The sequence below is a fragment of the Streptomyces sp. NPDC007905 genome, from assembly GCF_042959345.1.
In the GTDB taxonomy this organism is placed as follows: domain Bacteria; phylum Actinomycetota; class Actinomycetes; order Streptomycetales; family Streptomycetaceae; genus Streptomyces.
Genome location: NZ_JBIBKS010000002.1, coordinates 393,643 through 413,234 on the forward strand (window position 1 = coordinate 393,643; position 19,592 = coordinate 413,234).

Genomic DNA, 19,592 nt, shown 5'->3' on the forward strand with positions numbered 1-19,592 from the left:
GCGAAAGCTGGCCTCGGAGCCGCGGACGTGGATCAGGAAGTCCTCGATGGGCTTTCCCCCGTCGATGGGGATGAGCGAGAGCTGTAGCGCGTCCACAGCCTCAAGGGCTCGCTCCACCCGGGTGGTTCGGCTGCTCTACTTCGACGGCGTGGGCCCGCTCCAGAAGGCTGGCTTAGCCGCGCATTTGCCGGAAGGCGCCCGTCCGTCAACCCGGACACACGAACGACAAATGTACGAGGTTAGTACTTCTACCTGCCGCGAAACTATCCCTTTCCAGCTATTTTCGGCAATGCGAGGCGGTAGTGACGAGACGTAGGGCTATGTCTCATCCTCAGATCGAGACGCCACGTGTCCGCACAGAATCTGCACGGCACGTGGCTGGCTGGCCCTCGGCCGCCGCGTTGGCCTACTTCGTGCCCTGGTTTTGAGGGTGCCACCTGCGGTCCTTCGACGCCTGCGGCTTCTGACCTGGGCAGGCATGAGCGGTCTGCCCACCGAGTCGAGAGTTTCCACCGCTGGCTTGATCGAGAGGGCTGCGATCAGCCCCGCCTGCCGCGCTGCAGGTCATTTGACCTACCGGCGGTGTGTGCTGCTGTTGGTGTCAATCGTCGATGTCCATGTACGCCGGCGGCACCTGGGCCGCGGATGGGAGCGCAGGGACGTACGGCGTTGGAGCGAGTTCCGCAGGCACTGGAGCATCTGCAGCAGACGGGTGTACCCGATCGCCACGACCCCTGCCGGTGAGCACCCGCCATAGGCCCCGCTGCTGCACGGCGGTGCCGGAATTGTTCAGGGCCCGGCCTTCGCCGTCGTGGTCGCCGAATTCGATGAAAAGGGCGGCGGCATGTTGGTGGGCGTCGATGGCCTCGTCGAACCGCCGCACCTGCTGCAGGGCGGTGCCGAGGTTGTTCAGGGCCTGGCCTTCGCCGTCGTGGTCGCCGAGTTCGGTGAAAAGGGCGGCGGCCTGCTGGTGGGCGTCGATGGCCTCGTGGAACCGCCGCACCTGCTGGAGGGCGGTGCCGAGGTTGTTCAGGGCCTGGGCTTCGCGGTGGTGGTCGCCGAGTTCGGTGAAAAGGGTGGCGGCCTGTTGGTGGGCGTCGATGGCCTCGTCGAACCGCCGCACCTGCTGCAGGGCGGTGCCGAGGTTGTTCAGGGCCTGGCCTTCGCCGTGGTGGTCGCCGAGTTCGGTGAAAAGGGCGGCGGCCTGTTGGTGGGCGTCGATGGCCTCGTCGAACCGCCGCACCTGCTGCAGGGCGCTGCCGACGTTGTTCAGGGCCTGGCCTTCGCGGTGGTGGTCGCCGAGTTCGGTGAAACGGGTGGCGGCATGTTGGTGGGCGTCGATGGCCTCGTCGAACCGCCGCACCTGCTGCAGGGCGGTGCCGAGGTTGTTCAGGGCCTGGGCTTCACGGTGGTGGTCGCCGAGTTCGGTGAAACGGGCGGCGGCCTGTTGGTGGGCGTCGATGGCCTCGTCGAACCGCCGCACCTGCTGCAGGGCGGTGCCGAGGTTGTTCAGGGCCTGGGCTTCGCCGTGGCGTTCGCCGAGCTCGCGGCAGATAAGGAGGTCCTGCTGGTGGGTCGCTATGGCCTCGTCGAACTGCCGCACCTGCTGCAGCGCAGTGCCGAGACTGTTCAGCGCCCGGCCTTCGCCGTGGCGTTCGCCGAGCTCGCGGCAGATAGTAAGGTCCTGCTGATAGCTCATGGTCTCTCCAGGGGCGTCGCGCGCTCCCGCCCCGACTGCCTGTTCCTCCGTTGTCGAGCAACGGCGTGGCCAGGGCGGTGCAACCCGTTCATGCTGACACTCTCAGTGATCAGCGAAATACGAAGCGCGGCAACCGGTCCGGTACCGGCCCCCCCCAACCGGATGACACATTCGCCCGTCTGGCGGACGTACGTAAGGGGCCGAGATTGCCGGCCGCCTCGCCATCTCACTCAATCAAGCCGGCTCAGGTCACAGCAGTACATCCGGGCCGACTTCGTCGCGACAGACAGAGGTCGGTGGAGCGGCTTTGGCCGGTGTCCTGCCCGGTTTGGGGTCGTGCATGATCAGGGGGCCGTACGCTTGCCGGCTGCTCGGGCAGGTTTCACCCCTGCCCGCAATGTGTCCGAGTGGCCCCCTGGTCTTGCTCGACGCGGGTCCCGAATCGGGGAGTGTGGGTAAAGCCGTGGAGCCGTCCGTCCCCACCCCCGGCCTGGTTCTTTTCGCCCCCTTGTGGGCGCGGGCGGGCGACGACGTGCGGCCCCGGTGGCGTAGACATGGAGGGGCAAGCGCGGCGGCGTCCGGCCGGCGCCGCCGCACTCCGTGTGGCACCTCTGACCTCTGCGTCAGACAGCATCGCTGTTCAGGAGGCCGGGAAAGCAGACGCCCCAAGCGTCAAACTGTGGTGTTCTCCCGAGCTTCCACCGCGGTATCCCGGTGCTGGTGTCCTGCTGTTTGCTGCTGCCTTCTGGAGGCCACTCGGGTGCATGAGGGGCATGGGGCAGGGCCGTGCGCGTGTGGCTGGGCTGCGGTGCGGAGACTGGATTGGCAATGCCCTCGCTCGCTGACCGAGCACCGGTCGGGCAGCGAGCGCAGCGAGCACTTGATCGAGCCCGTGTGGCGATGACCGGAGCGATCTACTGCTGACCCCAGACGCGAGGCTGTGCACCTGCCGGCCTCGCGTCTGTCGTGTACGTCGACATCTGTTCTGACCTGCACTTATGCGTCGTCTGGAACTACCCTCATCCGGTCAACGATGCCTGGAGCGTTTTGCCTCCAGTGGTGAAGCGGGCGGGGCAGGTGCTCGACGCGCAGCGGGAGCGGACGGGTGAGGGCCGGGAGTGGATGGCCCGAAGGCCGTCACCCGGGGCAGGAGGAAACTCCCGATGCTGCCGGCGCCCGCGGGCCCGGCCCGCCGCTCGGGCGGCCGCCGGGACTGTCGATCCCGTGAGCCGCGAGCTTCTGCGGGACCAGGTGATGACGATCGGGGCCGAGACCACGGATCCGGTCTCCGTGACGCCGGCCCCGACCGGGAGCCATGCCGAGAGTCCTAGAAGGTGCCCAGCTTCACGATCGACAGCAGGGCGATCAGCTGGATCGCCGACGCGCCCAGTGCCTTGGGCCAGGGCAGGTCGTGGGAGCGGGAGACCATGAGGGTCAGCAGGGCGCCCGCGCCGATCCAGGTGGCCCAGCCGAGCAGCTGGACGAAGCCCGCGTCACCGCCGAAGAACATGGCGAAGACCAGGCGGGGGGCGTCCGTCAGGGACGTGATCAGCATGGACAGGCCCACCGTGGGCTGCCAGGCGCCGTCGCCGCCGAGCTGGCGGGCCAGGGTGTGGGTGACCACGCCCAGGATGAAGGCGCTCAGGACCATCGCCACGGCGGTGACCAGGACGATCGGGATCGCGTTGGAGAGCGTCGCGCTGATCGCGTCCTGGCGGGCGCCGTCGAAACCGAAGACGGCGAGCAGGCCGTAGAGGAAGGTGACGATCAGGGCCGGGGCCCACATCGTGTAGTCCCGCATGCGCAGGAAGGTCTGGTCGGGAGCGAGGACGATGCCCCGCAGGAGTTCCTTCCAGTGCAGGGGCGGGCCGATCGGGCCGGACGGGGCCGCTGAGCCGGCGTGGTAGGTCGCGCCCTGGGTGTAACCGGAGGCCTCGTCGACCGAGAACGCCTGGGTGTGGCCCGGATTGTTGGCCGCGTACGGGTCCTGCGCGTCGCCCTGGCCCGGCTGGCCGGGGTCGCCGAAGTACTCCGGGCCGTCGTCGGCCCGACCCGGGTAGCCGTACGGCTGCCCGGGCTGCGGGTAGGGCGGCTGCGGCGCCGACGGGTAGCCGTACGACGGGCCGCCGGGCTGCCCCTGTCCGCGCCCGTGCGACGGCCGTCCGGGCTGTCCCTGCCCGGGCCCGTGTCCGTACGGTCCCTGCGGAGCCTGTTGTCCCTGGGGGGTGCGGTTGTCCCGGCCCCCGCGTCCGATCCTGAATCCAGCCACGTCATCGAACGTACCTGGTCCCGGAGAGTGACGTGGCGGGCCCTGGCGTCCGGGCCCGGCTTTGCGGCCGACCTGTGACATCCCCTAAGGGACCGTCAGGGGTTCGTCCCGGGGTTCTTCGGGGATTCCCCCGGTTTTCCGGTGGGCGGGGCTGCCGGGCCGGTCACTGGCCCATCACGGTGCCCAGCCGTGGGTAGCCGGAGGTCGACACGCCCACGGTCGACGGGCCGAAGCTCACCGCGCCCGCCGTCCTCACCCCGGAGGCCGATCCGCGCAGGCTCCACGCCGCGCCGTCGCCGCCGTTCTCGCCGTCCGCGCCGACCGAGAGGTCCGCATGGCCGTCGCCGTCGAGATCGGCGAGCCGGACCGCGGAGCCGAAGCGGTCGTTGTCCTCGGCGGTGCCGGGAACGCCGGGGGTGGCCTGCGAGAAGGACTGGGCACCGGTGCCGGTAAGCCCGGACGCCGAGCCCCGCAGAGCCGTGACGCGGCCGGTCAGGGTGGCGGAGCCGATGCTCTCGTAGAAGGCGGAGACGGCCGCGTCGGCGTACCCGTCGCCGTCGACGTCGTCGAGGGAGACCGCCCAGCCGAAGTTGTCGTCCCTCTCGGCCGCTCCGGGCACACCCGGCGTGTCCTGGTCGACGGTCTGGCGGCGAGTGGTGCTCACCCCGCCGGAGCCCCCGGTGCACACGCTGATCGAACCGCCGTCGCCGTCCCGGTGCGCGTCCGGAAAGCCGCTGGTGACCACGTCCTCGTAGCCGTCCCCGGTGATGTCGCCGACGGCCGCCGTCTGCCTGCTGTCGCTCCTCAGCACGGTCTGCGGCGTGAGCCCCGAAGAGGAGCCCAGGTAGACCAGCGTGCCGTCGAAGAGCGTGGTGCGGTCGGGGTGATACCTGCCGCTGATGACCAGGTCGTCGGTGCCGTCGCCGTTGATGTCGCCGGAGGCGAGGGACCGGGCGCCGTCGTCCGAGCCGCTCTGCAGGCCCGTGGTGAGGCGGTAGCGGGACGCGGCCCCGGAGGCCTTGGTGAAGCCTCCCTTGTGGAGCCGGACGTCGTTGCCCGTGCTGCCCACCGTGAGGTCCGCTCTGCCGTCCCCGCCGAAGTCGCCGACGGCGAGGGACCGGCCGTACGCGTCATGGGCGGAGGCGGCCGGATCGGAGACCACCAGCGCCGGAGAGGCCGTTCTCTAGGGCCCGAGGAACTCCGAGCTGGAGAAGGTCACCGCGGGTTCCGCCTGGAGCAGCCCCCGCTTCGTGCCCCGGTACACGGCGACCGTGTCCTTCGTCTCGCCCCGGTAGGTCCGCACCACCAGGTCCGCGCGACCGTCCCCGTCGAAGTCACCGGCCGTGAGGACGCGCGTCGTGCCGGGCGCGGGCGGTACGAGGGTCACCGCGTCCTTCGCCGACAGGCCGGCCGTACCGGCGTGCAGGACGCGCAACCGGGAGCCGCTGGAGACGAGTTCGTCGCGGCCGTCGCCGTCGAAGTCCGCGATGTCGAGCATCGAGCCGGGGGAGGCGAGGGCGGCCGGGGCGGCCGGGGCCGGGAGGTCGTAGCGCAGGGACGTTTCCCCCATGGCGCCGACGGCCGCGTCCAGTGCCGCACCCCGCCCGAAGCGACCGAGGGCCACGTCGATGCCGGCGGGCAGCAGGGTGCCGGTGCGCGCGGGACCGGTGGGGCCGCCGAGGACGACCGCCGCCTTGCCGGTGCCCTCGGTGGCACGGACCACGAGGTCGTCGTACCCGTCCTTGTTCACGTCGGCCGACGGTGCGACGGGCACCTCACCGGGGGAGGGCAGGGGCGCGCCGGCCGCGTGCGGGGCCCCTTTTCGGCTGAACGGGCCGCGAAGGTAGGACAGTTTGCCCGTGGACGCGTGCAGCACCAGGTCCTCCTTGCCGTCCCCGTCGTAGTCGCCGCACACCGGCTGGTCCGGCCAGTCGTTGCCGAACCGGGCGCGGGTGGGGACGGCGAGCTTGACGGCACGGCCGGTCAGCCCGGCCGGGGAACCGAAGAGGATCTGCAACGGCACCGGGGGCCGTCCCCGGCCGTCGTAGGGAGGGTCCGTCGAGACGACGAGGTCGGTGAAGCCGTCGCCGTTCAGGTCGCAGCTCTCCTCCGCGTCGAAGACGGCCGGGATTCGGCCCTTGGTGGGGGCGGCCTGCTTATTCGGGCTGAGCAACTGCCGGGCGCCGGGGGTGAGTCCGTGGGGGCCGCCGTAGACGATGCCGATGCCGGCGTCGTCGGCGTGGCTCTCTTCCTTGACCAGGTCGTTGAGGACCAGGTCGCGGTGACCGTCGCCGTTGAAGTCCTCCGGGGTCCTGCTGCCCTTGCCGTGCGGGACGGGCAGGCGGGCGGGGGCGTCGGCGATACGGGTGGGGCCGGCGCCGGCGGCACCGGGGGCGGTGGGGTCGCAGGCCGCGAGCAGAAGGGTGCCGCAGAGGGCCGCCGTCCACATCCCGCTTCTTCGCACGCGCACCGCTCACCTCTTCGGCTCTCCCGCACAACAACCTCGCAATGATGCACGTGTTCGAGTGGCGGGGTAAGGGCGGGGGGTGCGTGTGACTCGCAGCGCGATAGTTGGCCACTCGCGGTGCTACTTGGCCACGACGGCGGCCATCGGCTCATCTATCCGGTGGGCTACGCTGTGCGGCTATGAATACCGGGACGGCCTTGCGCCACACACGGATCGGTGACCCGGTGCTCTTCTGAGCTCCGTACGGGCCGGTTCGGGCCCGCTGTTGGATCGAGGCTCTTGCGCTGCTGCGCGGGCCCCGCCTCCGTCGTGTTGATCACAGGCTCTGCACATCAACCACGACAGGAGGATTCATGCCCATCGAGTCTCTGCGGATTCCTACCGCGGACGGCCAGGCCGACGCGTTCGCTGCCTTCCCCGACCACGGTGAGCGGCACCCAGGGGTGCTGATGTACGCGGACGGCTTCGGCATCCGGCCCGTGCTGCGGGAGATGGCCCGCGAACTGGCCGGGCACGGCTACTACGTGCTCGTCCCCAACTCCTTCTACCGGCACGGCCCGGCACCGCTGGTCGAGCTTCCCGAGTACATCGGAGAAGAGGTCCGGCCCGCGGTCTTCGCCCAGCTGATGCCCTTGATCGAGGCGCACACCGCCGAACGTGTCCTGAGCGACGCCGACGCCTACCTCAGGTTCCTCACCAGTCAGCCCGAGGTCGGCGCCGGGGCGGTCGCGGTGACCGGCTACTGCATAGGCGGCCTCTACGCGATGCGCACCGCCGCGGCCCACCCCGACCAGGTGGCAGCCGTCGTCGCGTTCCACGGCCCCGTGGGCGTCGATGGGGCCAATCTCTTCTCCAAGCTCACCGCCCAGGTCCACCTCGGCCACGCCGAAGGCGACATGACACCTGAGGCCCTCGGCGAGCTCAACCAGGCCCTGGATGCGGCAGGTGTCGGTTATACCTCCGAGATCTACCCCGGCACCGTCCACGGCTTCACCATGTCCGACACCGACGCTTTTAGCGCTCCCGGGCTGAAGCGCCACTGGGATCGCCTGCTCCCCCTTCTGGACCGCACCCTGGTCAACAGCTGAGGCTCCAGCCCGGAAACCAAGCCTGAAACGGCCGCGACCAGCAGACGGCATGGCGGGCCACACCGATGTTTCCATGGCCGTGGCCCGCCTTGCAGGTGGCGCAGGTGCTGTCGCAGCCGTTCCGGCTGGACTTCGAGCACAGCGGGGGACGTGTTGCGCATACGCCTGACTTTCTGACGATCTGGCCGGACGGCGGCCGGTGGCTGTTGGACGTGCGTCCGCGTCGTCTGATCGGGGAGGACAACGCGGTGAAATTCGCGGCTGCCGAAGGGGCGGCTGCCGTCTGCGGCGGGCGCTACACGGTGGTGACCGGGTGGCGGTCCCAGGTGGTCGGGGTGCTGGACGCCCTGTCGGCCCGGCGCCGGCCGCTGGAGGACCAGCCGGCAGTGCAGGACCAGCTGTTACGGGCCGTTGAGCGCGAGCTGAAGGTCACAGCGCGGGATCCGTCACGACGGCTGGGGCAGGGGCCCGCCGAGGTGGCCCCGCCGCGCGCGTGTTCTCCGGCGATCGGAGTCGCTCGACGGACTCGGGTGGAGCACCGGGCAGGATGGGGTCATGAGCGTAGTCAAGATCAATGTACTGACCGTGTCGGCCGAGCAGCGGGAGGTGCTGGAGAAGCGGTTCGCCTCGCGGGCCCACACCGTGGAGAACTCCGACGGCTTCGAGTGGTTCGAGCTGCTGCGTCCCGTCGAGGGCACCGACACCTACCTCGTCTACACGCGCTGGCGTGACGATGAGGCCTTCCAGGCCTGGATGGAGGGGCCGATGAAGTCCGCCCACCAGGGCACCGGAGAGAGCGGGGAGCGTCCCGGGCCCGCCGCCTCCGGGTCCACCCTGTGGTCCTTCGAGGTGGTGCAGCAGGCGGGGCCGAAGGGGGCCTAGTGACAGGGCTGTGAGTGCGGCGCCCCGTCGCCGAGTGGCCCTATGCGGGCTGTTCGGGTTCCTCGGCGGGGCGCTTGGCCACGAAGGAGCCGAGGCCGGGTTCGGTGTAGATGAGCCCCTCCTTGCGCAGGTTCTGAAGGACCTTCTGGGCCGTCGCTGTAGCGATTCCGAACTCCGCGATGATCTGCATGACGGACGGCACCCGAGTGCGCGGTGGGTACGTCCCGTCCTCGATCCGCCCACGGATGACCTCGGCGACCTGTCGCCAGCGTGGAATATCTGGTGCGAACTGCATCACCACACCACCATGCCCGTACTGGGTACACCAGTGCGATCCGTGATAGGCCCTAGTACACCATGGTTCACTATCGCTACAGTGGCGGGACGAAGGACCCCCGCGACGGGTCGAGCCGTCCGGGGGCATGGCCACCAGCGGAACCCAACGGAGCTGATGACGTGACCGACCTTATCCGCCGCCTTGCCGCACGACTGAGCCTCCTGCTCTTCCCGCCCGGAGAGAAACGCCTGCCGTACACCGAGCCCGTCGTCGGCCCTCGGCCGACGCGGCCCCTGTCTCTCCCGCGCCACCGCAGCCCGTATGGAATCGACACGCCTCTCGACGCCGTCGCCCACAGGGCCGTACGGCCCTACGCGACCGCTCATGAACAGCGGCAGCGGCGCCGTGAGTTGGCGCCGACGGCGCAGGGGCAGGACGTGCCCGGCCCGTACGGGAGCCACTGGCTGGAGGCCGCATGACGTACCCGCCGCGTCTGCTGCCCTGGACCGGTTCCGGAGGCAAGCCCTGCTACCTGATCACCGACGACCGCGGCGGGCCGCTGTCCCGGCTGGCCGACGCCACGGAATCCGTCCAGCTCGGTATGGGCGACCAACTCCTCGCCCACGCCCGGGAGATCCTGCCGGATACGCCACCCGGTGAACTCCGCTTGCTCGCCGAGTGCTTGACCCAGGCCCTCGACGACGCCCTCCGTGTCGCGGCGAGCCGGGGTCGGCGGTTGGACCGGGTGGACTGAGGCGGGTGCACTGAGCCGAGCTGTTCAGTGGCCGTGGGGCCGCCCGCTTCTCGGCCGGTGTCGTGCCTCCGCGAGGCGAGTCAAGGGCGCGTTCCGTTCCGCTGTGCTGCACTCCCGCGTCGGCTGACGCCGGTGGCCCTCCGGGCCACCCTGCACACGTCTCACTCCACCACGGGGGAGAAGCGAGCGGGCAGCCGGGGAAAGGGGGGACCTCGGTACCGGTCCCTTGGGCGCGCTTCGTCCGTGACGCCGCTGGGGTGCGCACTCGCGCCTCGCGTGCACACCGGGACGGCTTGGCGGCTGAGCGGGTGGGTGGGATGAGAGATGGGATGGGGTCGAGTGGGGTGCAGGGGGTGATGGGCAGGTTTGGGCCACGCTGCCGAGGCGGCCGCCCGCCTGACTTCGCACTGTGCAAAGCGGCCTCGTTGGGCCGTGGCACAGATCTGCCCATCACTGCCGGGGCTGGGGCAGTGAGGCCTCTGTGTCGGCCGGGGGAGCCGCCGAGCGCACCGGGCGTGCGTGTGCGACCCGGGAGCGCGTAGCCGCCGACTGTCGGCCGCCAAGCCGTCCCGGCGTGCAGGCGAGGTGCCGGTGCGCCTCCCTCGCCGAGGCGGCTGCTCAGGTCACCGGAGGGCCGACACCGGGTTGGGTCACTGTTCTTCCGGGCCGCGGACCAGCAGTCGGCCCGAAGGGCCCTCGGCCCCCGTACACGACAACGCCCCCTGCCTGTGCGGGTCAGGGGGCGCCGTCGGCTTTTCGGGGCCGTTACTTCACCGGCTCCGGCTCCGGCTCGCTCTCGGTCTCCGTCTCGCCCGCCGGGTCGACCGGCGTCCTGACGGAGTCGAGGAGCAGCTGGGCGACGTCGACGACCTGGATGGACTCCTTGGCCTTGCCGTCGTTCTTCTTGCCGTTGACCGAGTCGGTCAGCATGACGAGGCAGAACGGGCAGGCCGTCGACACGATGTCGGGGTTCAGCGACAGTGCCTCATCGACGCGCTCGTTGTTGATGCGCTTGCCGATCCGCTCTTCCATCCACATCCGCGCGCCACCGGCGCCGCAGCAGAAGCCGCGCTCCTTGTGGCGGTGCATCTCCTCGTTGCGCAGGCCCGGGACCTTGCCGATGATCTCGCGCGGAGGCGTGTAGATCTTGTTGTGGCGGCCCAGGTAGCACGGGTCGTGGTAGGTGATGATGCCCTCGACGGGGGTGACCGGGATCAGCTTGCCCTCGTCCACCAGGTGCTGCAGCAGCTGGGTGTGGTGGATGACCTCGTAGTCGCCGCCGAGCTGCGGGTACTCGTTGCCGATCGTGTTCAGGCAGTGCGGGCAGGTGGCGACGATCTTCTTGGCCGACCTGGGCTTCGCCGACTCGGGGACGACCTTGCCGTCGTCGTCCAGTTCCTCGCCGAACGCCATGTTCAGGGCCATGACGTTCTCCATGCCGAGCTCCTGGAACAGGGGCTCGTTGCCCAGGCGGCGGGCGGAGTCACCGGTGCACTTCTCGTCGCCGCCCATGATCGCGAACTTCACGCCCGCGATGTGGAGCAGCTCGGCGAAGGCCTTGGTGGTCTTCTTGGCGCGGTCCTCCAGGGCGCCGGCGCAGCCGACCCAGTACAGGTACTCGACGTCGGTGAGGTCCTCGATGTCCTGGCCGACGACCGGGACCTCGAAGTCGACCTCCTTGGTCCACTCCAGGCGCTGCTTCTTGGCCAGGCCCCAGGGGTTGCCCTTCTTCTCCAGGTTCTTGAGCATCGTGCCCGCCTCGGACGGGAACGCGGACTCGATCATCACCTGGTAGCGGCGCATGTCGACGATGTGGTCGACGTGCTCGATGTCCACCGGGCACTGCTCGACGCAGGCGCCGCAGGTGGTGCAGGACCACAGCACGTCCGGGTCGATGACGCCGTTCTCCTCGGCGGTGCCGATCAGCGGCCGCTCGGCCTCCGCGAGAGCCGCGGCAGGCACCGAGGCCAGCTGCTCCTCGGAGGCCTTCTCCTCGCCCTCCATCGTCTTGCCGCCGCCGGCCAGCAGGTACGGGGCCTTGGCGTGGGCGTGGTCCCGCAGGGACATGATCAGCAGCTTCGGGGAGAGCGGCTTGCCGGTGTTCCAGGCCGGGCACTGCGACTGGCAGCGGCCGCACTCGGTGCAGGTGGAGAAGTCCAGCAGGCCCTTCCAGGAGAACTGCTCGACCTGGGAGACGCCGAAGACGTCGTCGTCACCGGGGTCGGTGAAGTCGATCGGCTTGCCGCCCGACGTCATCGGCAGCAGCGCGCCCAGTGAGGTCTCGCCCTTGGCGTTCCGCTTGAACCAGATGTTCGGGAAGGCCAGGAAGCGGTGCCAGGCGACGCCCATGTCGGTCTTCAGGGCGACCGTGATCATCCAGATGAAGGACGTGGCGATCTTCAGGCCGGCGAAGAAGTAGGTGAGGTTCTGGAGCGTGGAGACGTCCAGGCCCTCCAGCCACGACACCACCGGGTACGAGATGAAGAACGAGGCCTCGTAGCCGTCCACGTGGTGCTGGGCGCCCTCCAGCGCGTGCAGCATGAAGATGCAGACGCCGACGATGAGGATGACGGCCTCGACGAAGTAGGCCTGGCCGAAGTTGGAGCCGGCGAAGCGGGACTTGCGGCCGGGCTTGTTCGGCTTGCTCAGCTGGCGGATCACGATGAGGACCGCGATGCCGAGCACGGTCATCGTGCCGATGAACTCGACGAAGACGTTGTACGGTGCCCAGTCGCCGATGACCGGCAGGATCCAGTCGGCCTGGAACAGCTGGCCGATGGCGTTGACGATCGTCAGCAGCAGCGAGAAGAAGCCCACCGCCACGAACCAGTGCGCGACACCGACGATGCCCCAGCGGTTCATCCGGGTGTGGCCGAGGAACTCCCTGACCACGGTGAGGGTGCGCTGCACCGGCTCGTCGGTGCGCGTGCCCGCGGGCACGCTCTGGCCGAGCCGCATGAAGTTGTAGATCTGCAGGAGGGCGCGGGCGAACAGGGCCACGCCGACCACGATCAGAACCAGCGACACGATGATCGCGGCGAGTTGCATTTCGGGGCTCCTCGGGCCTGCGAGGGAGATTACTAAGCGGTAACTTATGCAGTTCCGTCTGAGACTACCCGCATCCCTCCTCGCACTGTAGCCAGGCGCGAGGTGATCTGGGTCGCTGAGGGAGCCTGAGGCGGACCGGCAATCGGATCGTGTTATTCCTACCGAATTGCTACATTTGCGCCTAACGTGGAGCGGTGCTATACGGGATCGCCGCAGCCTCCGCCGCCCTCCTTCTCACCGCCGTGCTCGCGGCGCTGTTCCGGGGGCCCGCCCTGCGCGCGGGCATCGTCGACCGGCGGCGGCAGCGACCCCTGCCGGTGCTCGGAGGGGCGGCCGTCGTGGTCATCACCTGTCTGGTCGCCTGGGTGGGGGAGTGGACGCGGGTCGCCCCCCTGGGGGACGGGGTCGGGGGACTGCTCGTGGCGGGTGCCGGGGTCGCCGGGCTGGGGCTGGTCGCCGACGTGTGGCGACTTCGGCCGCGGGTGCTGGTCGCCGGTACGGCGGTGGCGGCTGCCTGCGTGGTGCCGTACGACGAGACGGGCGTCGGGGGCGGGATCCTTGCCCTGGGGTGGATCGTCTTCGCTTCCCTCGCCTTCAGGGCCCTCGACCATGCCGACGGACTGGCGGGAACGGTCGGGGTGGTCACCGCCTTCGGCGCGGGGGTCTGTGCCGCCGTCGAGGTGATGGACGGGCTCGCCGTGCTGCTCAGTGTGTTCGCCGCCGCCCTCACCGGCTTCCTGATGCACAACTGGTATCCGGCGCGGGTCGGGATGGGGGCCTGCGGGTCCCTGTTCACGGGGTTCCTGCTCTCCTCCGCCGCCGTCTTCACGCGCGCGGGTTACGAACTCGGGCCGAGCGCGGGCGTGCTGTTCTGCCTCGGTGCCGTGGCCGCCGCCGACTGTCTGCTCGTGGTCCTCGCGCGCGGGGTGGCTCGCCGGCCGCTGTTGCGGCGGGGCCCGGACCATCTCGCGCACCGGCTGCGGCGGCTCGGGCTCACTCCGCAGGGGTCGGTCGTGCTGCTGGGTGCCGGTTCCTTCTCCGCGGTCCTCGTGGGGGTGCTCGTGCACACCGGGTGGACCGGTGAGGGGGCCGTGCTGTGGGTGGCCGGCGGGGCGCTCCTCGCCGTTCTCGTACTCCTTCGCATTCCCGTCCAGTCGCCCCGAGGTGAGGCATCAACGCTGGTCACGGGCCAGTTGCGTGTAAGGAACGGATAAGACTTGAGTCCGGCTGACTCATGTCTGTTGACCCGTCGCATCTCCTCATGCACACTTGAGCCTGTTCCACTCAAGTCAGCTGGAGGAATCAACCATGGCACGTGCGGTCGGCATCGACCTGGGCACGACTAACTCCGTCGTCAGCGTTCTGGAGGGCGGCGAGCCCACCGTCATCACCAACGCCGAGGGCGCCAGGACCACGCCGTCCGTCGTCGCCTTTGCCAAGAACGGTGAGGTGCTCGTCGGCGAGGTGGCCAAGCGTCAGGCGGTCACCAACGTGGACCGGACCATCCGCTCCGTGAAGCGCCACATGGGCACGGACTGGAAGATCCAGCTGGACGGGAAGGACTTCAACCCGCAGCAGATCTCCGCGTTCATCCTGCAGAAGCTGAAGCGCGACGCCGAGTCCTACCTGGGCGAGAAGGTCACGGACGCGGTCATCACCGTCCCGGCCTACTTCAACGACTCCGAGCGCCAGGCGACGAAGGAGGCCGGCGAGATCGCCGGTCTGAACGTCCTGCGCATCGTCAACGAGCCGACCGCGGCCGCGCTGGCCTACGGCCTCGACAAGGACGACCAGACGATCCTCGTCTTCGACCTCGGTGGCGGCACCTTCGACGTCTCGCTGCTGGAGATCGGCGACGGCGTCGTCGAGGTGAAGGCCACCAACGGTGACAACCACCTCGGTGGTGACGACTGGGACCAGCGCGTCGTCGACTACCTGGTGCAGCAGTTCAAGTCCGGTCACGGCGTGGACCTCGCCAAGGACAAGATGGCCCTGCAGCGCCTCCGCGAGGCCGCCGAGAAGGCCAAGATCGAGCTGTCCTCCTCCACCGAGACCTCGATCAACCTGCCCTACATCACCGCGTCCGCCGAGGGCCCGCTGCACCTGGACGAGAAGCTCACCCGGGCTCAGTTCCAGCAGCTGACGGCCGACCTGCTGGAGCGCTGCAAGACGCCGTTCCACAACGTCATCAAGGACGCCGGCATCTCCATCAACGAGATCGACCACGTCGTCCTCGTCGGTGGCTCCACCCGTATGCCCGCCGTCGCCGAGCTCGTCAAGGAGCTGACCGGTGGCAACGAGGCCAACAAGGGTGTGAACCCGGACGAGGTCGTCGCCATCGGCGCCGCCCTCCAGGCCGGTGTCCTCAAGGGTGAGGTCAAGGACGTCCTGCTCCTCGACGTGACCCCGCTGTCCCTCGGCATCGAGACCAAGGGCGGCATCATGACCAAGCTGATCGAGCGCAACACCACGATCCCGACCAAGCGGTCCGAGATCTTCACGACGGCCGAGGACAACCAGCCGTCCGTGCAGATCCAGGTCTACCAGGGTGAGCGCGAGATCGCGGCGTACAACAAGAAGCTCGGCATGTTCGAGCTGACCGGTCTGCCGCCGGCGCCGCGTGGCGTCCCGCAGATCGAGGTCGCCTTCGACATCGACGCCAACGGCATCATGCACGTGACCGCCAAGGACCTGGGCACGGGCAAGGAGCAGAAGATGACCGTCACCGGCGGCTCCTCGCTGCCGAAGGACGAGGTCGACCGCATGCGCCAGGAGGCCGAGAAGTACGCGGAGGAGGACCACGCCCGCCGCGAGGCCGCCGAGACCCGCAACCAGGGCGAGCAGCTGGTCTACCAGACCGAGAAGTTCCTCAAGGACAACGAGGACAAGGTCCCGGGCGAGATCAAGACCGAGGTCGAGGCCGCGGTCGGCGAGCTGAAGGACGCCCTCAAGGGCGAGGACACCGCCGAGATCCGCTCCGCCACGGAGAAGGTCGCGGCCGTCTCGCAGAAGCTCGGCCAGGCCATGTACGCCGACGCCCAGGGGGCCCAGGCGGCGGCCGGTGGTGACGAGGCTCCCAAGGCCGATGACGATGTCGTCGACGCCGAGATCGTGGACGACGAGCGCAAGGACGGTGCCGCGTGACGGAGGAGACCCCGGGCTTCGAGGAGAAGCCCGACGTCCCCTCCGGCGCGACCCCCGACGACGCCGAGTCGAAGGCCGCTCCCGAGGAGGGAGCGGCCCCGGCCGGGGACGTAAGTGCAGACGCGGGCCTGGTGGCCCAGCTGGACCAGGTGCGCACGGCGCTGAACGAGCGCACGCTGGACCTCCAGCGGCTCCAGGCCGAGTACCAGAACTACCGCCGCCGAGTCGACCGCGACCGGGTCGCGGTCCGGGAGATCGCCATCGCGAACCTCCTGACCGAGCTCCTGCCCGTGCTCGACGACATCGGCCGCGCGCGGGAACACGGCGAACTGGTCGGCGGCTTCAAGTCGGTGGCCGAGTCGCTGGAGACCGTCGCGGCCAAGTTGGGCCTGCAGCAGTTCGGCAAGGAGGGCGAGCCCTTCGACCCGACGATCCACGAGGCCCTGATGCACAGCTACGCACCGGACGTCACCGAGACCACGTGCGTGGCCATCCTGCAGCCCGGGTATCGCATCGGCGAGCGCACCATCCGCCCCGCGCGGGTGGCCGTCGCCGAGCCGCAGCCCGGCGCGCAGACCGTCAAGGCCGAGGAAGCCGAGGAGAGCGCGGCGGCCGACGACAAGGAGAACGGTGGCCCGGAGGAGGGCTGACGTAATCACTGAAGACAGGAAGGAGGGACGTCGGGGATGAGCACCAAGGACTTCATCGAGAAGGACTACTACAAGGTCCTCGGCGTCCCCAAGGACGCCACCGAAGCCGAGATCAAGAAGGCGTACCGGAAGCTCGCCCGCGAGTTCCACCCGGACGCCAACAAGGGCAACGTCAAGGCCGAGGAGCGCTTCAAGGAGATCTCCGAGGCCAACGACATACTCGGCGACCCCAAGAAGCGCAAGGAGTACGACGAGGCACGCGCCCTGTTCGGCAACGGCGGCTTCCGCCCCGGGCCGGGCGCCGGCGGCTCCTTCAACTTCGACCTGGGCGACCTCTTCGGAGGCAACGCCCAGAGCGGGGGCGGCTTCGGCGGCGGACTCGGCGACGTCTTCGGGGGCCTGTTCAACCGGGGCGGGGCCACGGGCACCCGTACCCAGCCCCGGCGCGGCCAGGACATCGAGTCCGAGGTCACGCTGAGCTTCACGGAGGCCATCGAGGGCGCCACGGTGCCCCTGAGGATGTCCTCCCAGGCACCCTGCAAGGCCTGCTCCGGCACCGGCGACAAGAACGGCACACCGCGCGTGTGCCCGACCTGTGTCGGCACCGGGCAGGTCGCCCGGGGCTCGGGCGGCGGCTTCTCGCTCACCGACCCGTGCCCCGACTGCAAGGGCCGCGGCCTGATCGCCGAGCACCCCTGCCTGGAGTGCAAGGGCAGTGGCCGCGCCAAGTCGTCCCGCACCATGCAGGTCCGCATCCCGGCCGGGGTCACCGACGGGCAGCGGATCCGGCTGCGCGGCAAGGGCGCCCCCGGCGAGCGGGGCGGACCGGCGGGCGACCTGTACGTGGTCGTGCACGTCGGCGAGCACCCCGTCTTCGGGCGCAAGGGAGACAACCTCACCGTCGCCGTGCCGGTGACGTTCGCCGAGGCGGCCCTCGGCGGCGAGGTCCGGGTCCCGACCCTCGGCGGCCCTGCCGTCACCCTGAAGCTGCCGCCCGGTACCCCCAACGGCCGCACCATGCGGGCGCGGGGCAAGGGCGCGGTGCGCAAGGACGGCACCCGCGGCGATCTGCTGATCACCGTTGAGGTGAGTGTCCCCAAGGATCTGTCGGGGAAGGCTCGTGACGCGCTGCAGGCGTACCGCGAGGCGACCGCGGGGGAGGACCCGCGGGCGGAGCTGTTCGAGGCCGCGAAGGGAGATTGAGGGCCCCATGGACACAACCGGCCGTCGGCGTAACCCGTACGAACTGACCGAGGAGACCCCGGTCTACGTCATCTCGGTGGCGGCCCAGCTCTCCGGACTCCACCCGCAGACGCTGCGCCAGTACGACCGCCTGGGGCTGGTCTCCCCCGACCGCACGGCAGGGCGGGGCCGCCGTTACTCGGCCCGCGACATCGAACTGCTCCGTCAGGTGCAGCAGTTGTCGCAGGACGAGGGCATCAATCTGGCCGGTATCAAGCGCATCATCGAACTGGAGAACCAGGTCGCGGCTCTCCAGTCCCGTGTGGCGGAGCTTCAGGCGGCCCTGGACGGCACGGCGGCCGCGATGCGGCAGCGCGAGGCGGCCGTCCATGCCTCCTACCGCCGCGACCTGGTCCCGTACCAGGAGGTCCAGCAGACCAGCGCGTTGGTGGTGTGGCGGCCGAAGCGGCAGCAGCCCTCGGACTGAGGCGCAAGGCGCACGGGAAAGGGGCCCGGAGGTTCGGAACGAACCTCCGGGCCCCTTTCCCGTCCCGCTCAGCCGGACGCCGAAGTGGTCCGGCGGCGGGCGTGGCCGCCGCGCGGGTGGCTGGGTTCGTTCGGTCCTCTGGTCGAGTCGGAGAAGCGGCGCACGACCGCCGGTGATCACGACTCGCCGGGATTGCAATCGGTTGTACGGATCTTTGCCGAGCCGTGAACTCCCTTTGGGTGGAGGGTCCGTAAAGAGTCTTTGGAGGGGGTTCCGCTCCTTCTTCACAGGTGCAGCGGAGCGTGCTGTTGCGCACTCGTTAAGTAGTTCTGCTTGACGCCGGGTGTCGGCTCCGCGTTGTCTTTTCAGACACCTGGGTGGTAAAGCCGCACCCACGTCCGGAACGCACTGAAGTGAGCCCTCGAATGCGTCGTATCGCCATGTCCGTGGCCGTGTCCACGATGACCCTTTCGCTCGCCGGCTGCGGCGTGCTGAACGCGACGGGGGACGGCGCCAGCGCGAGCCCGACGAAGGGCGACGACGTCACCGTCGGGCTGCTGCTGCCGGAGAAGGCGAACACCCGCTACGACAAGTTCGACTACCCCATCATCAGGGACCAGGTCACCGCGCTGACCCACAAGAAGGGCAGGGTCCAGTACGCCAACGCCGACGCGGACTCCGCACGTCAGGCGGGCCAGATGCAGCAGATGATCGACGACAAGGTCGACATCATCCTGCTGGACGCGGTCGACTCGCACGCCATCGCCGGCCAGGTGCAGAAGGCCAAGGACGCGGGCATTCCGGTCATCGCCTACGACCGGCTGGCCGAGGGCCCGATCGACGCGTACATCTCCTTCGACAACGAACTGGTCGGCGAGGTGCAGGCCCGTACGCTGCTGGAGGCGCTGGGCTCGGGCGTCAACACCTCCGACAAGGTCGTCATGGTGAACGGCTCGCCCACCGACCCGAACGCCAAGCAGTTCAAGCAGGGCGCGCTCTCCGAGCTGAACGGCAAGGTGACGATCGCGGACACCTTCGACACCAAGGACTGGAAGCCGGAGAACGCCGCGGCCGAAATGACCGAGGCGATCAGCAAGATCGGCAAGAGCAACATCGCCGGGGTCTACGCCGCCAACGACGGCATGGCGGGCGGCGTCATCAAGGCCCTGAAGGCGGCCGGTGCCACCAGCCTGCCCCCGATCACCGGCCAGGACGCCGAACTGGACGCGGTCCAGCGGATCCTCGTCGGCGAGCAGTACATGAGCGTCTACAAGTCCTACCCGGACGAGGCCGAGGCGGCCGCGCAGATGGCCGTCACCAAGGTGCAGGGCAAGGACATCCAGTTCGACGCCCTCACCCAGGACCGGGTCGACAGCCCCACCACCAAGGCCATCCCGTCCAAGCTGGTCCAGGTGAGCGCCCTGACCAAGAGCAAGATCAAGGAAACGGTCGTCGCGGACGGCATCTACACGGTCGACGACATCTGCACCGCCAAGTACAGGGCGGCCTGCGCGGCGGCCGGCCTGAAGTAGCCCGCCGGCCGAGCGCCGCACCGTAGGCGTGACCACCCTGGCGTCCACCTGTCGGGTGACGTTCGTGGCAACCCTTCACGAGGGGCGCCGGAGGGGCACGTGACGCGGCGGTC

At 69.6% G+C, this 19,592-nt stretch carries 16 protein-coding genes; 10 read left to right on the plus strand and 6 right to left on the minus strand.

Going from position 1 to position 19,592, the window contains the following annotated elements; genetic code table 11:
• Positions 1-601: 601 nt before the first annotated feature.
• The 4 genes from ACFZDC_RS05530 to ACFZDC_RS05545 form a co-directional block, all read right to left on the minus strand.
• A complete protein-coding gene (locus ACFZDC_RS05530; RefSeq protein WP_391320368.1) occupies positions 602-1,699 on the minus strand; it encodes a tetratricopeptide repeat protein in 1,098 nt (365 codons plus the stop codon).
• Between the two features lie 1,327 nt (positions 1,700-3,026).
• Positions 3,027-4,049: a YIP1 family protein gene (locus ACFZDC_RS05535; protein ID WP_391320370.1), complete on the minus strand. Its 1,023-nt coding sequence runs from the start codon at positions 4,047-4,049 to the stop codon at positions 3,027-3,029.
• Positions 4,050-4,131: 82 nt separating this feature from the next.
• Positions 4,132-5,130 (minus strand): FG-GAP-like repeat-containing protein, encoded by a 999-nt coding sequence (locus ACFZDC_RS05540; protein ID WP_391320372.1) that lies wholly within the window; start codon positions 5,128-5,130, stop codon positions 4,132-4,134.
• Positions 5,131-5,151: 21 nt separating this feature from the next.
• Positions 5,152-6,417 carry an FG-GAP-like repeat-containing protein gene (locus ACFZDC_RS05545; protein ID WP_391320712.1) on the minus strand — a complete coding sequence of 422 codons (1,266 nt, stop codon included), beginning with the start codon at positions 6,415-6,417 and terminating at the stop codon, positions 5,152-5,154.
• A gap of 371 nt (positions 6,418-6,788) precedes the next feature.
• On the opposite strand from ACFZDC_RS05545, the gene ACFZDC_RS05550 reads away from it, so the two are divergent.
• Both ACFZDC_RS05550 and ACFZDC_RS05555 read left to right on the plus strand, forming a co-directional pair.
• Entirely contained in the window at positions 6,789-7,523 is a 735-nt protein-coding gene (locus ACFZDC_RS05550; RefSeq protein ID WP_391320374.1) for a dienelactone hydrolase family protein, read from the plus strand.
• Between the two features lie 555 nt (positions 7,524-8,078).
• A complete protein-coding gene (locus tag ACFZDC_RS05555) occupies positions 8,079-8,405 on the plus strand; it encodes an antibiotic biosynthesis monooxygenase (RefSeq protein WP_391320376.1) in 327 nt (108 codons plus the stop codon).
• 40 nt (positions 8,406-8,445) lie between these two features.
• Here ACFZDC_RS05555 and ACFZDC_RS05560 read toward each other — a convergent pair whose 3' ends face one another.
• Positions 8,446-8,700: a GntR family transcriptional regulator gene (locus tag ACFZDC_RS05560; RefSeq protein ID WP_391320378.1), complete on the minus strand. Its 255-nt coding sequence runs from the start codon at positions 8,698-8,700 to the stop codon at positions 8,446-8,448.
• Positions 8,701-8,861: 161 nt separating this feature from the next.
• Here ACFZDC_RS05560 and ACFZDC_RS05565 point away from each other — a divergent pair, with 161 nt between their 5' ends.
• Complete coding sequence (locus ACFZDC_RS05565; protein ID WP_391320380.1) at positions 8,862-9,161, plus strand: hypothetical protein; 300 nt, start codon at positions 8,862-8,864, stop codon at positions 9,159-9,161.
• On the plus strand, positions 9,158-9,436 hold the full coding sequence (locus ACFZDC_RS05570; protein ID WP_391320382.1) for a hypothetical protein: 279 nt from the start codon (positions 9,158-9,160) through the stop codon (positions 9,434-9,436). Before ACFZDC_RS05565 ends, ACFZDC_RS05570 begins: the two co-directional genes overlap by 4 nt.
• Before the next feature lie 765 nt (positions 9,437-10,201).
• Here ACFZDC_RS05570 and ACFZDC_RS05575 read toward each other — a convergent pair.
• The gene (locus tag ACFZDC_RS05575) at positions 10,202-12,484 is read right to left on the minus strand and encodes a heterodisulfide reductase-related iron-sulfur binding cluster (protein WP_391320384.1); all 2,283 of its coding nucleotides are present in this window, start codon (positions 12,482-12,484) and stop codon (positions 10,202-10,204) included.
• A gap of 194 nt (positions 12,485-12,678) precedes the next feature.
• On the opposite strand from ACFZDC_RS05575, the gene ACFZDC_RS05580 reads away from it, so the two are divergent.
• The 6 genes from ACFZDC_RS05580 to ACFZDC_RS05605 all read left to right on the plus strand — a co-directional run bounded on the left by ACFZDC_RS05580 (position 12,679) and on the right by ACFZDC_RS05605 (position 19,479).
• A complete protein-coding gene (locus ACFZDC_RS05580) occupies positions 12,679-13,698 on the plus strand; it encodes an MraY family glycosyltransferase (RefSeq protein WP_391320386.1) in 1,020 nt (339 codons plus the stop codon).
• A gap of 94 nt (positions 13,699-13,792) precedes the next feature.
• Complete coding sequence (gene dnaK, locus ACFZDC_RS05585) at positions 13,793-15,628, plus strand: molecular chaperone DnaK (protein WP_391320387.1); 1,836 nt, start codon at positions 13,793-13,795, stop codon at positions 15,626-15,628.
• Entirely contained in the window at positions 15,625-16,278 is a 654-nt protein-coding gene (grpE, locus tag ACFZDC_RS05590) for a nucleotide exchange factor GrpE (protein WP_391320389.1), read from the plus strand. The genes dnaK and grpE overlap by 4 nt, the downstream gene beginning before the upstream one ends.
• A gap of 36 nt (positions 16,279-16,314) precedes the next feature.
• A complete protein-coding gene (gene dnaJ / locus ACFZDC_RS05595; RefSeq protein WP_391320391.1) occupies positions 16,315-17,481 on the plus strand; it encodes a molecular chaperone DnaJ in 1,167 nt (388 codons plus the stop codon).
• 7 nt (positions 17,482-17,488) lie between these two features.
• Positions 17,489-17,947, plus strand: coding sequence for a heat shock protein transcriptional repressor HspR (locus tag ACFZDC_RS05600; RefSeq protein WP_391320393.1), 459 nt, complete (start codon positions 17,489-17,491; stop codon positions 17,945-17,947).
• A 425-nt stretch (positions 17,948-18,372) separates the two neighbouring features.
• The gene (locus ACFZDC_RS05605; protein WP_391320395.1) at positions 18,373-19,479 is read left to right on the plus strand and encodes a substrate-binding domain-containing protein; all 1,107 of its coding nucleotides are present in this window, start codon (positions 18,373-18,375) and stop codon (positions 19,477-19,479) included.
• Positions 19,480-19,592 lie beyond the last annotated feature (113 nt).